Source organism: Atribacter laminatus (genome assembly GCF_015775515.1).
In the GTDB taxonomy this organism is placed as follows: Bacteria; Atribacterota; Atribacteria; order Atribacterales; family Atribacteraceae; genus Atribacter; species Atribacter laminatus.
The window spans coordinates 1,166,609-1,180,344 of record NZ_CP065383.1; the positions used below are offsets into that span (position 1 = coordinate 1,166,609).

The window sequence follows — 13,736 nt, forward strand, 5'->3', positions numbered from 1 at the left end:
ATTTAGCTTCCATTATTTCTTTAATTACTCTCAGCACAACTCAGGGATCAGGCCTTGATTCTTGAATTTATAAAAAAGGCTGTGGTTTAGAGAAATTAAGAGTAAAGCTAAAAGATGAGATCCTCACGCCCTTAGGTACTGAGGGTGCGAGGGTGTGCGATGGGGAGAAAAAAGAAAAAACAAAAGGGCTCAGGATGATGGCTTTATTAAATCTCTTGTAGGGGCTTGATTTAACGTGCCCGCTGTTTTTCAAATCCGGTTCAATATTAGATTATTTTTGACCGTTTACAGTATTACCTAGATAAGAATCAACCTCCCCTCTTTAATAAGAAGGGTAAGAGGGGTTTTTTTATTCTGCTCACGATTCACTGCTCACAACTCGCTGTTTTTGGGAATGAGATTGCCACGTCGTCTAACCATAAGATGGTTAGTCTCCTTGCAATAACGGATTTAAATTCCTTCTCCCTTGATGGGAGAAGGTCAGGATGAGGGTGAAAGTTCAGATTGAGATCCAGGTTAGGTGTTTTTTAATTAAGCCTGGATGAGGTGCTCAGGTTCCCCCCTCACCTTAATCCTCTCCCACCAGGGGCGAGGAAAGAAAAGAAAAAGATGAGATCCTCAGGGTCAAAGAATAGGGTCGTTCTTCAAGATTTTATTTGATTCAATTCGGTATATAGCCGATTTAATGTAAAAAAGGGTATACTATTTTCACGCTTAGCATGAACAGGGAAATAGCTCCTCGATAATCTTATTTCTTACATCTCACACTTATAGCAATAAAATAGGAGGGTTAGCATGAAATATAATATTTTGGAATCAGTTCTTGTTTCTTGAATTGTAGTAAAAATTATAGGCTTGGTTTGAGGAAAGCGATCTTGATACTCCTGATTCATCCCAAGAGTTTCCTCTTAAAATTGTATAATAGACTCCTTCGTGAACGGTTAATGAAAATTCAGTCTGACCATCAAGGCTTTAAAATTTGACCAACTACATCAATTGGGAGGTCATTAATTGGATTGCCATTGGGATTAAAGAGGTTATGTTCCTCGATAGTTAAACCGATAGTAGTACCGTCTTTAACTGCCGCATGCAGATTTCGTGGTTTCACCGAGTCCCCTATATTCACTACATCAATCCCGGCTGCTTTAATTTGTTGATATAAGTCGATATTAGGCTTGGTCCAGCAAGTAACCACATGATCATAAGGTATATTTACCTGGTTAGAACTTTTATCGGCTAAAAAAAGTTCGTTTTCCTTTATTTCATTGATTTTGCTGTTGGTATAGATTTTCACCGGATATTTGAAAGGTTTCGAAGTTAAGGCTTCAGCATCAGTTTGTTGAAATCTCTTGAAAAGAACATATTTATGAATAACTTCAATTTTTGAGCCGAATTCTTTCTGATCGGTTATGATAGTCACTTCTTTCCCAATGGAAGCTAAATAAGCAGCGGTATCGGCTGCAGCATAATGGTCACCCCATATGATAATCTTGGTGCCCTTCAATGGTAGGGATTTGCGATCTTGAGGATGAAATTCACAAGCTACTTTCGGACAGGTCATCACTTTCTCAAAAGGGATGACAACCTCTTTTAAACCATGAACTTCTGGTACATATGATTGTGCTCCAGTGGCATTAATGACCAGATCAAAGGAACTGAGCTCTTCAATGCTAGGCGATGTTCTGAGTTGAACTTCAATGCCCAAAACAGCAATCTGGTACCTGATCCAATCGGCATACCATTTCATCTTTTCTTTTCCATTGACCAGACAACAGCCAAGAATCGCTCCACCAAGTTCTCCGCTTTTTTCAAAGAGAGTCACGAAATGACCTCGTTCGTGCGCAACTCGGGCGGCTTCTAAACCAGCTGGTCCTCCACCAACAACGGCAATATGGACAGGAGCAGTGGTTTTTTTCTTTATTTCAAGATGTTGATTATTACAGGAAGGATTGATGGCACAAGTCACTTCTTTTTTGGCTAAAATTGAATCCGACCAACAGCCAGTCAAACAGGATATGCACCGACGAATGGCTCGGGTTTTCCCATATTTCGCTTTGAGCGGCCAATAGGGATCAGCTAATAACTGACGAGAAAGGCCGATCAGGTCAGTTTTTCCTTCAGCTAATATTTGCTCGCAGTATTCTGGATTTCGAAGAGAATGACTGTTAATAACCGGAATTTTGACCTGCTTTTTAATGGCTTCTGAAGCATATATTGTCCAACCTTCAGGATAGTACATCGGATCAAAACCAGCTCCTGGTCTTTCCTGGATACTTTGGCTCAAATCGAGTGCAGCTGCTCCGGCGTTTTCAAATTCCTTCGCAACTTTAACCGATTCAATGAGGTCTCGACCTCCTGGAACCCATTCGTCAACCGAGTAACGAATAAGAACTGGGAAGTTTTTCCCGCATTTCTTTTGAATTGAATCCACAATAGCTAATGGCAAGCGGAGACGATTTTCAAAACTTCCTCCAAAACGGTCATTTCGTTTATTGAAATAAGGGCTTAAGAATTGTGATAAAAGGTAACCATGCGCGGCATGGAGCTCTACCGCATCAAATCCGGCTTGCATTACTCTCCAGGCTGCTTCGGAAAAAAGACCTACCAGGCCTATCACTTCGTCGGTTGATAATGCCTGAACTGTTTTGTTAATCGCAATGGCATCTGCATTAAAAAATGTTGGATTTTGTGACCAGGGAATCAGGCCTTCACAATTATTGGAGGCAATATTATCCTGTTTTGACAGTGAAACCTGTCTCCCCGGATGCTGAAGCTGAACAGCACATTTTGCCCCGTAACGGTGCATTGATTCCGCCAACCATGCCAACCCAGGTATATAATGGTCCTCGTCTACAACCATATTGGATCCCGTTGAACGACAGCTTTTTTCATCAACAGAAGTTCCTCCTACCACGATAAAACCGGTACCGCCTTTTGCTATTGTCGAATAATGATTAATATTTTTTTCACTCACCGAACCGTCGATATGGGATGAACTGGTTATGGTGGGAACGTGACAAATCCGGTTGGGAACCAAAATTTCGCCGATCAAGATGGGTTCAAAAAGGCAATGGAACTTTTCCATAATGAAAGTCCTCCCTAAAGTAGGTACCCCCCCAAGTCTGTTAAGATAAAGATATCGATTTATATAATTTTCATTATTGTGGGGGACTTTCGGTAAAAACTCAAGGCCTCGAATTGAATCACTTAAAATCTTGATGAACTCCTATCGTTGCCTCACCTAAAAATCTTGATATAAACTATTCTACCTCCAGGTGATTTTTTTAAAACAGGAGGTAACAAAATGGAGCTCACCATGAATACCAGAAGGGAAATCATTAAGAAAATGGCACCCGAGTATCAAAAAGCCACTAAGAAAGAAAAAAGAAAAATCTTAAATGAACTCGTCCATCTCACTGGATACACCCGAACGTATGCCTCCTGGCTCCTTTCTCATCATGGACGGAAAGTCTATCTCACCGGACAAGACGGCAAAAAATATCGAATCATTGGGTCCATCACCAAGGTAAAAAGGAACCGAAAAAAAATCTATGATGAGGAAGTCCTTTCTTCTTTAAAAAAGATCTGGCTCATCTTTGACTGTCCCTGTGGGAAAAGACTCGCTCCCTCACTTCCTTGGATGATCGAAAAACTGGAAAAGCATGAGGAACTGGTTCTCTCCCAAGAGGCGAGAAGGAAGCTCCTGGCCATATCTACAGCCACCATTGATCGGCTTCTCCAAAAGGAAAAACGAAAGTTCACCCCCATCTCCCGGTCCTACACCAAACCCGGGACTCTCCTTAAACACCAGATTCCAGTTCGTACCTTTGCCGATTGGGATGAGAAAAGACCAGGATTCTGTGAAATTGATCTGGTTGCCCACGATGGTGGAAACCCCAGTGGGGATTTCTGCCAAACTCTTGATGTGACCGATGTCTTGACAGGCTGGACCGAAACTCAAGCGGTCAAAAACAAAGCTCAGAAATGGGTCTTTGAAGCCTTAGCACAGATCCGAGCACGGCTTCCCTTTCCTCTTTTAGGAATCGATTCCGACAATGGAGGAGAATTCATCAATAACCAACTCATTCGGTACTGTCAAAAAGAACAGATCACCTTCACCCGGTCTCGACCTTCTAAAAAGAATGATAACTGTTATGTCGAACAAAAGAACTGGACTGTGGTGAGAAAAACGGTTGGCTATTGTCGCTATGAGACCGAAGACGAACTCCTCCTTCTCAACCAACTCTATTCCCTTCTTCGTCTCTATACTAACTTCTTCCAACCGGTTACCAAACTGGTTTTCAAAGAGCGAGTGAATAGTAAAGTCAAGAAACACTATGATGAAGCCAAAACTCCACTGATGCGAGTTCTTGACGCCTCATCGATTGATAACTCCCTCAAGCAATCCTTAAAAGACCAATATGAAGAACTCAATCCAGCCGAACTCAAACGACAGATTGTCAAAATACAAAACCAATTGATCGAGATGGTGACCTTGAAAAATGATTCAATTCCTTACCCCAAGGAGGTGAATTTGGTATAGAATTTTAAATGAGGCATCGAATCCATTTCATCAAGATTTTTAGGTGAGGCATCACTGGCCTGATTCTTTAAAATGAGATAAAAAAAACCAAGGCGGAATTTCAAGAGCCCGAGTGAACCCAGTTACCTGGATAACCAACCCCGCTATCCACTTCCCCGTCTCAAATAGCATATCATATTTTTAACGGGGGTGTCTTGTTATCCTCTTTAAATTGTATAATAGACCCCCAAGAATTCCCTCACGGCAGACGAAATACTTCGAGGGTTTGAAGATATTAGTATATTTTTAATTATAGCTATTGCGGTGTAAAAATATTGTAATAAAATAGAATCATACTACTCTACTATTTCTCCAAAACTCATAAAATTATTGTTATTATTGCTTTAAGAAAATTATTAAAGAACTCACTGCCAATCAATTACAAACCAATCGAATTAATGAATTTAAAAATGTCTCTTTATTGTTTTAGGTAAAAGATTGATTGAAAAATCCAACGAATTACACAGAGCTGAAGTCCATATCTATCAATAAGCCATGAAAGGGGGTGATTTCAAATGGCAAAATATCTAATTATTCATGCATTGCCAGCTCCGGTACCAATGGCTCAAGCCGAAGCAGTTGCTAAAACAGCAAAGTCTCATTCGAGCGCAGATGCCTACTGGGTTAGCAGCTGGGTTCAACTGGATGATAAGGGTGATGTGGCAAAAATCTTGTGTGAATGGGATGCAAAAGATGCTGCTGTACTTAAGAATTTGTTAGAAGCAATGAAAAATGCGTTCCCTAATTTTCCTGTCGATGGACCCTACCCGATGAAGAAGGTGGATGGAGAGTCTTACCGATAGTATCGTCTAATATCCCCCCTCCCAATTTTTAACTTCAAGTGCGAATATTTCTATCTCTTATGATTGCGATGTCTGAAACCAACCTCTTCCTGAAAAGTGTCGAGATCGTCTAAACGTATCTGATTTATTGAAATCATCCATCATTGTCATCTTTTGGAGTTTATTAAAAGGAATTTTTGGTTTAAAAATTCAAGTTTATATAACAGATTTAATTTAGAATGCTCGAGTATAATTTGCCAAATGCTGGATATTTAAGCTGCCAAATAATCTAATTATTCAAGAATCAAGACCTAGCCCCCACAGTTTATAAAAAGTTACCTCCTTATTCGGTGAGCAGTTTTCCTTCATTGAGGAAAACATCATAGACCGATTTATCCGATAAGTCAGTTAAAGCCACTGCCACATCCCAGACATCCTGATCAGGAGCTGCTGGTTTGACGTTCCCCCAGGACACCGATGAAGTTTTCATCCTTCCGGTGTCGGGATCCAATCCTTCTTCAAATCGAATCCGGAGCCGATTGGTTTGCTCAACTGCAGTAACCGCCATACCTAAACCTCCTTTTTATTTGAGTTCTTTTTACGAATCACGCGTGTTCTATCTATAGGGAGAAATGGGCGACGGGTAGTATTAGCAAAAAGCGCTGAGGGGGCGATGGGGCGAGGAAAGAAAAAGATGAGAGCCTCGCGGTCAAAGGAATGGGTCGTTCTTCAAAATTTTATTCGATTCGATTTGGTATATAGCCGATTTAACCTAAAAAAAGAGTATACTATTTCCACGCTTAGCATGAACAAGGAAACAGCACCTCGATAGTCTTATTTCTTACATCTCACACTTATGGCAATAAAATTGGAGGGTTAATATGAAATGGAAGTACTTGGTCATTCTTTTTGGATTCTTGGCTTTTATTGTATTCAGTTCATGCCATAATACAGGGAATCAAGATGAGATCGATGATTTTCCTCTGGGCATAGGGGGAAGCGAAACCCGGTCTCTCACCTTAGTTAATAACGCCAGCAAAGACGTGAAGGTGTATCTGGTCTTTATCGGGGGCTTGACCGGCAACAATGGCTGCTATACCGCTGAGGACTTTCAAAGTCAGGGCTGTGATGTGTATCGATCTGATCGGTGCAGCATAACCGTCCCTAAAGGGTCCAGTAAAACCTTGAATCTCGACATGGGCGGTATTAATATCTCCGGCGGTTTGGATAACGAACCGATGGGGTCTTGCCCGACCACAATGTTTGAAATCAATATCTCTGCTCCGGACAATAGCATGCACGATCAATTTGACCTCTCTCTGGTCAATGGTTTTAATTATTCTATGAAAATTAGCTCTTCGACCGGGGTTAGCACGAAATACGTCACTCAGGCGACTGGAAATAGTGATGGACTTGGGGTATTTCCCTTGGGTTGCACCCAATGTGTTTCCCAGGGTTCCAATCCTCCGGCATGGAATAATTGCCCGGGAAATACCTCTTCCTGTGGAGGACAATGTTACCGGCCTGGTGAATGCAAGACAGGTCCCGATGAATTACATCCAAATGTTCCGTGTGTTTTAGAAGTCAAAACCGGTGGGAATTTTACGGTTACTTTTGGGAACCCGTCCTAATTAGTTCAGTGAATCATACGGGAAGGGGATTTTTTTAATTCGGTTTCTTTTTCTTTCATTTTTTTACTTATTATCTACATAATTGGTCTTTTTGATTGAGAGGAAAATAACAGCTATCCTTTACTGAGTTATTGTTAACTATAAATAATAAAAAGAAATTATGATGATAGGAGGGGGTAACAGTGCAGTTTAGGGCTCCATTAATGATTGAACATCGTTTGATTGAGAAAATGATATATATTATAAATAAAATTATAAATCAAGCCGAATCAACCCAAATTATTGATACCAGGACTGTCGATGTTGTTGTCGATTTTATTAAAACCTATGCTGATAAAACTCATCATGGAAAAGAGGAAGATATTCTCTTTAAAGACCTTTCAGAGAAAAAAATGACTGATGAAGATGATAAATTAATGAAGGAACTGATCGAGGAACACCTATTTGGAAGAAGTATAGTCCGAGAACTCGTCGATTCAAAAAACCAGTATGTCAATGGTGATATGACAGCTGAAAAAGTAATGTTAGAAAAACTAAAAACGCTGGCCAATTTTTACCCAGCACATATTAAAAAGGAGGATGATGTCTTTTTCCCAGCTTCCATGAAGTATTTAACCAACCAAGAACAAGAAATAATGCTGAACAAATTTTGGGATTTTGACAAAACGATGATCCATTTAAAATATCAATCGGTGGTTTTAGAATTGAATAAAGCGTTTTCGAATGATTGATTTGAATGTATAAATTGAGCCTTTTATCACAGTCTTTCCCCACCTTAACGAATATATATATTTTAAAGCGAGCAATGACTTGGTCTGGTAGCAGTGAACTTTTGTTTCAATTTAGTATCTGCTATTTGAGAGAATAACCATTTGAAAATCAAGCATATTAGACTAATTGATTACAATATTCGAGAAGTGGTTCTTGGTTCCACACCTGGACTTCGATGTAATTGGCAAAATATTTGGGAAGATTGGTTCCCCATTTTTCTCCCGGAAGACCGTTTGATTGAACCAAATCTTGTATTTCGTCTAAGATGAATACCTTTCCATGAAAATCAGATAAATAATAAGGAGACTCTTTTTGATTCAATAATAAGAAGGAAACCATGCTATCGGGATAGGTAAAGCTTAAATCTTGTTTTTGGAAAAGAGAAAGAGGGACTTGAATTTCTGTCGTTGTAGAAAGTGTTTTGGCGTCGGGAGCTTCGATTAACCACTTAGAGCGTCCATAGATCATATAAATCGGATAGAATTCTCGAGGCTTCCCTCCTTTGGCAATGAATTCCTCTCGAAGCCGAAACTCAATTTGTCGGCGCGTTTTTAAATATTGAGCAGGATTTTCAAACCTTTCCCAAAAAATTGCGCCTTCAATATACAAGTTTTGCATTATTTTGGTTGCATCAGCATCCGAAAGTGCAGACAAACTTTGGAAGGGGATGGTTCCTTTTTTATAAACATGAATAAGATGGTTAATCATAATGGTTACAATCCATTTTTTGATATTTTTACCTTTTAAAAATTAGATAGCTAAAAATGCTTTGTAACAAGCTGGCACTACTCTTTTCAATTTTACACCTATAGAAAGCCTATCATTTTATATGATAGTTTATAATCAAACCAGAATATATTATTTTATTTTAAAAAGATGATGTCAAGAAAGATTTTCGATGTTATTCAACCTTGCTATTATTTATGTTGACTACCCATGAAAGGAAACATACAATTTTGAAAGATTCTATAAAAATCAATACTTAAAAGAATCACATCTATAGTGTAACCATCGAGGAGGGAATAATAATTGAAGATAGGGATTATTGTAGATTCAAAATCCGGGTTTACTTACTCTATTGCCCAAAGGCTTGAGGAAAAACTGTCGGTATTAAGACATGATGTTCAGGTTGAAAGAATAGAACCAATTGATGAGAAGCAGGTTGACATTAAAAAAATTCAGTTAAAATCCTTTCCAAAAATAAATCAATATGAAGCAATTATATTTGGGGCCTGGGTCAGGGGTGGATTCCTTTCTCCAGCTATGGCGGCTTATATGAATCAAATGCCATCACTCCAAGGGAAAAAGATTGCCTGTTTTGTAACCAAAGGCCTTCCCTTTGCCTGGACAGGCGGAAATCAGACTATTAATCGAATGATAAAACTTTGCCAATCCAAGGAAGGAAGGGTTGTTGATACTGGAATGATTATTAGAATGGGACAAAGAAAGAAACAAACCACTGATTTAATTGAGAAATTCGGAAAACTTTTTTAATTCCTTTCTTGGTTTTTTTATTGAGCAAATAAATTAAAATGCAAATAATACATGAAGGACAATATCGGCGCTAAAATGAGCTATCATTGAGCTTTCTAAACCCCGAGTCCAGTATAACCATCCAAAAGCTAAGCCTGCAACTCCATTCAGGACAATTGCTCGGGTGATAACAAAGGAATTGAGAGGAAGACCCATCCCTTTCGTTGCCGGAAGATGACCTAAACCAAAGATAACAGCGGTAATGATATTGGCAATCCAAAGGACACGAATATTGGGTTGCAGGTCTTTATTTTTCGTCATTAAATTGCCTATCCATACCAACAACGACAGCAAGAATAAGCGAAGTAACACTTCTTCAGCAATTCCTCCATAAAAGGAAGCAAGAAATCCCTGCCACGCCGGTGGATGAACGGTTTCTGGAAGCACTAAACCGACTTTTTTCAGATTAAAAATCCAGGTATCTAAACCTATAATAATGAAACCAAAAACAATGCCGATCAAGATCGAAAACCAGGCAATTGGCTTAAAGGGTTTAGTTATTTTTTCTCCACGGGTGATTGCATCTAAAAAGGGTAATCCTAAACCAATTTTATTGGCGATAAGTAAACCAATTCCAATAACCAAACCAAATAGCAGACCATTGGTTAGAAGCTGCATAGCTATGATTTGTCCCATGGTTGCCGGAACATTGAGAAGTTTGATTTGTTCTGACTGGATGGTTAAGGTATAGGGTAAGACGCATACGATGCTTGTTGCCACCATGAACCAAAGGAGAAAAAATAATTTCCAATTAAAATTTTTTATTTTTAAAGCCATATTGAGCTCTCCTAAACAATTTTAATAATGGCGATGAACGATAAGATTCACCGTTATAGTAAAAAATTTATGAAGGTTGATCCCCTCATTTAGTCTTGGTAAGTCTGTATTTAAACGATTCTAAGCTTTTAAGGTTACAATTTCAATTCAATAATAGTACAAAATAATTAATAATCAAGAAGGTTTTTTTAGGTTGTAAAGTTAAGGTAGGCCTTCATGCTGCTTTTGCGACACCAGATGAGGAAGGAAATGATGCCCCCTCACCCTGACCCTCTCCCACGAACGGGCGAGGGAATATTGGCGAAAGACACCGAGGAGGGAGGGAGCGAGGGGGCGCAAGATTTTGGTTCCTTCTCCTTTGATGGGAGAAGGTGAGGATGAGGGTGAAAAGCCCAAGATTCGACATGCCATGGCATGTCGCTACATTAAACGAAGAACGGGCACAATACATTGTGCTCCTCCATTTTTTAATTCTTTTGTGGGGGTTTGATTTATCATGCCCGTGGGTTCTCAGGATAGACCCTCATGCTGCTTAGCAGCACCATATGAGGATGAAAATAGGTATCCCCCTCACCCTGACCCTCTCCCACGAAGGGGCGAGGGAAAAAAATTATATCATTCCTTCTCCCTTTATTTAAAGAGATAGGAATAAAAAAGATTAAAGTCAAGAGATTGCCACGTCGCTTCGTTCCTCGCAATGACGAGTTAGAGTTCCTTCTCCCTTGATGGGAGAAGGTGAGGATGAGGGTGGATTTTTAAACTGCTCACAGTTCACGCTTCACGGTTCACGGTATTTTCAGGATAGATAAAATGAGTTATTTGAAAAAAAAGGAATAAGAAGTATTTTAAATTTGTTTTTAAATATATAAGTAATATACTCTCAATATTTTGAAAAACCCGAAAATTATTTATTGGATAAACACCTCGGCAACTAAACTTCCAAGTATAATTCCGATCGGATCCGTGCATATTTGGCAATATGGCTTAATTAAAACCTCTGACTATTTATGATCGGACTTTGTGAATAATTGATATTTTTTAAAAGGAGGGAGGAAAGATGGATTTTTTTGAAATGTGTAAAACCGGTCATTTAGAAGAAATTCTATCGAAGATTCGGGAAGGAATTGATGTGAATACTAAGGATGAAAACGGCTGGACGCCTCTTATGTATGCTGCCTGGTATAATCAAAATCCGGAAGTCGTTAAAATTCTTCTTGAAGCCGGAGCCGACGCTAAGCTGGTAGATGATTTTGGTAAAAAAGCAATTGATTATGCCAAAAAAAATGATTTCCTATTGGGAACCAGTGTTTATAAACAATTGGAAGAAGCGAGTGGATAGACAATCATTAACTTGATTGTTTGAAATTGTATAAATAATGCAAGGAGGCTGTTTTCAATCATCTCATAATCGAATATATGAGTTTTGTGATTCATTCCAGTTAAAGATTTTTAGGGAAGGCGACTTGCTTTAAAAATCACCTTCCCTGAGTTTGGCAAAAAAATGCTGGAATTTTTATGGGATCAATCGTTATAATTATTTATTGCTCGTCAAATATTTCATCCAGCCAGTCATAAAGGACAGCGTTCGAGAGAGGACTATTGTTCATCTGGCAGTGACTATCAGCTCCGCTCTGTATATCGAAGACATGGAGAGTAGCAGGACCGGCAACATGATCTACGCAATACTGAGCTTGTTTCAGCGGGATTTTACCTTCACCTTCACCTACCATAGCCAGGGTTGGTATGGTAATTTTGTTGACTAATCCAGTAATATTAAATTCTTTTAGATGTTCCAGTAAAGAAAAAATCGATGATTGGCCAAAACGAGTACACATATTCCACAAACTGATTTTATATTTCGGGCTCATTTCTTCATCTGGTATGTAATCAAAGTCTTCAAGTCGGAGGTCTTCTGGTATATTTTCTAATTGAGAAAGTCCACCGGCTATCAAGTACTCATGAATGTCAACTATCGGTGAATTGAGGATTAAGGCTTTGATGCGTTTCTCAGTTATTGCTCCACTGGCAGCAAAATAGCCTCCTAAGCTAATTCCATATAAAGCAAGCTGATTAGGATCAACATCTTTTCTTTTCAAAGCAAAATCGACAACTGCAGTTATTGGCTGACTATAATCTGGAATAAAAGACATATGAGGATGAAAACGAAGAGCACCAACTTGACCGGGTCCGTCGAAAAGCAGTATATTGTATCCTCTTTCTAAGGCAGCCCGTCCAGCGCCAAAAAATATTTCCTCCGAGGTACCGTCATATCCGCTCATAATTAGAATGGTTTTTCGAGCAATTTGGTTGGTATCTTTGTCTGGAGAAAGGAAATAACCAGGGAGAAAGCTATCCTGATAAGGGATTTGGAGTACATCCACTCTCCAATCAAACAAATTTATTCCATCGATAAAACAGGTATGGGCTTTTAAGCCAAATTCTTGACGCTCAGGAAGTCGAGGGTCGGCATAATATTCAGCTGCTCGATAATAATTACTGGCTCTCATTAAAGCGTCCCGGGCACTTACCACGTGACCTTTGGCTAAACGCTCACGGCCATCTTTTTCTACTTGCATTCCTAATTGAGCAAAACTTTTTGGCCAATTACTGGGATCACCATCGGTTATTTCTGAGGCCGCTAAAAGTATTTCCCCTAAAATTCCACCTCCATACCAATCAGTACCAATGGATCGCATCAATTGAAAATCCATTTCTGGATCGGAAAAACCTTTGATTTTCATCGAGCTTCTGGCTAAATTGATCTGGGTAGTCTGATTAACATTTGGTGTTGAATCATTATCTGCATATACTACAGAAGAAGCTATTAAGATTAAACAAAAAATGAGAAATCCGAAGATAAAGTGATTCGATAAACTCAGCAAATGCATGGTGTGTCACCTCGATTGGGAAAGACGTATTTTAATTTTTTCATTATATTTATTATCGGTTTGAAGTTCAAATTTATTAGTTTTTCTGCAGAAGGATAGGGAAGACGGCTTAGGATGAGTGATGAAAGGCACCCTCCCCGCCGTAAACGGCACCCCTCCAAGGAGGGGAATTGTTGAATTCATTCCCCCATTGAGGGGGGATTTAAGGGGGGTGTGCCTTGTCTTTTTTTGTTTATTCTTTTTTCACCAATATTGATATTTTCAGGTTAGACCTTCATGCCAAGTTGTGGCAGCAGATGAGGTTGAAAACAAAAATTCGACATGCCATGGCATGTCGCTACATTAATTAAAGAATGGGCACAATACATTGTGCCCCTATAATTTTATATTCTTTGGTAGGGGCTTGATTTATCATGCCCGGGGGTTTTCAGGTTAGACCTTCATGCCAAGTTGTGGCACCAGATGAGGATGAAAATCCTCTCTAAATCCGTCATTGCGAGGAGGTCAACCGTTTTTTGGTTGAACGACGTGGCAATCTCATCCTCAAAATCATGAATCCTGAATCGAATAAAAAAATTAAGAATTGATGAACTTTGATGGCGAGAAACCCCAAAAAAAAGCTTCCCCCTTTAGTAAAGGGGGTTAGGGGGATTTGAGTTTTTTGAAAACCAATCGAATCCCGAACCTTCTCCCTTTGTCCAAAGGGAGAGGAATAAAAAAGATTGAGCTCGAGAGATTGCCACGACCTCAAAAAACGAGGTCTCGCAATGAC

11 protein-coding genes are annotated in these 13,736 nt (G+C 39.3%); 6 read left to right on the forward strand and 5 right to left on the reverse strand.

Translation table 11 applies throughout. The features are described 5' to 3' along the window. Nucleotides 1-964: 964 nt before the first annotated feature. Nucleotides 965-3,085 (reverse strand): oxidoreductase, encoded by a 2,121-nt coding sequence (locus tag RT761_RS05460; RefSeq protein WP_218113060.1) that lies wholly within the window; start codon nucleotides 3,083-3,085, stop codon nucleotides 965-967. Between the two features lie 219 nt (nucleotides 3,086-3,304). Between RT761_RS05460 and RT761_RS05465 the strand changes: the two genes are divergently transcribed. Both RT761_RS05465 and RT761_RS05470 read left to right on the forward strand, forming a co-directional pair. Next, complete coding sequence (locus tag RT761_RS05465; protein WP_218113061.1) at nucleotides 3,305-4,543, forward strand: integrase catalytic domain-containing protein; 1,239 nt, start codon at nucleotides 3,305-3,307, stop codon at nucleotides 4,541-4,543. A gap of 554 nt (nucleotides 4,544-5,097) precedes the next feature. Then, entirely contained in the window at nucleotides 5,098-5,385 is a 288-nt protein-coding gene (locus tag RT761_RS05470) for a nickel-binding protein (protein ID WP_218113062.1), read from the forward strand. 322 nt (nucleotides 5,386-5,707) lie between these two features. Here RT761_RS05470 and RT761_RS05475 read toward each other — a convergent pair whose 3' ends face one another. Further along, complete coding sequence (locus tag RT761_RS05475; RefSeq protein ID WP_218113063.1) at nucleotides 5,708-5,932, reverse strand: DUF1659 domain-containing protein; 225 nt, start codon at nucleotides 5,930-5,932, stop codon at nucleotides 5,708-5,710. 313 nt (nucleotides 5,933-6,245) lie between these two features. Between RT761_RS05475 and RT761_RS05480 the strand changes: the two genes are divergently transcribed. Beyond that, nucleotides 6,246-6,995, forward strand: coding sequence for a glycoside hydrolase 64/thaumatin family protein (locus RT761_RS05480; protein WP_218113064.1), 750 nt, complete (start codon nucleotides 6,246-6,248; stop codon nucleotides 6,993-6,995). Nucleotides 6,996-7,177: 182 nt separating this feature from the next. Continuing rightward, complete coding sequence (locus RT761_RS05485) at nucleotides 7,178-7,726, forward strand: hemerythrin domain-containing protein (RefSeq protein ID WP_218113065.1); 549 nt, start codon at nucleotides 7,178-7,180, stop codon at nucleotides 7,724-7,726. Between the two features lie 157 nt (nucleotides 7,727-7,883). Here the strand turns inward: RT761_RS05485 and RT761_RS05490 are convergent, their stop codons facing one another. Then, the gene (locus RT761_RS05490; RefSeq protein WP_218113066.1) at nucleotides 7,884-8,474 is read right to left on the reverse strand and encodes a hypothetical protein; all 591 of its coding nucleotides are present in this window, start codon (nucleotides 8,472-8,474) and stop codon (nucleotides 7,884-7,886) included. A 321-nt stretch (nucleotides 8,475-8,795) separates the two neighbouring features. Here RT761_RS05490 and RT761_RS05495 point away from each other — a divergent pair, with 321 nt between their 5' ends. After that, a complete protein-coding gene (locus tag RT761_RS05495; protein ID WP_218113067.1) occupies nucleotides 8,796-9,260 on the forward strand; it encodes a flavodoxin family protein in 465 nt (154 codons plus the stop codon). A 33-nt stretch (nucleotides 9,261-9,293) separates the two neighbouring features. Here the strand turns inward: RT761_RS05495 and RT761_RS05500 are convergent, their stop codons facing one another. After that, entirely contained in the window at nucleotides 9,294-10,076 is a 783-nt protein-coding gene (locus RT761_RS05500) for a CPBP family glutamic-type intramembrane protease (protein ID WP_218113068.1), read from the reverse strand. 1,057 nt (nucleotides 10,077-11,133) lie between these two features. On the opposite strand from RT761_RS05500, the gene RT761_RS05505 reads away from it, so the two are divergent. After that, on the forward strand, nucleotides 11,134-11,415 hold the full coding sequence (locus RT761_RS05505; RefSeq protein ID WP_218113069.1) for an ankyrin repeat domain-containing protein: 282 nt from the start codon (nucleotides 11,134-11,136) through the stop codon (nucleotides 11,413-11,415). Nucleotides 11,416-11,614: 199 nt separating this feature from the next. Here RT761_RS05505 and RT761_RS05510 read toward each other — a convergent pair whose 3' ends face one another. Next, nucleotides 11,615-12,964 carry an alpha/beta hydrolase family protein gene (locus tag RT761_RS05510; protein WP_218113070.1) on the reverse strand — a complete coding sequence of 450 codons (1,350 nt, stop codon included), beginning with the start codon at nucleotides 12,962-12,964 and terminating at the stop codon, nucleotides 11,615-11,617. Between the last annotated feature and the right edge of the window lie 772 nt (nucleotides 12,965-13,736).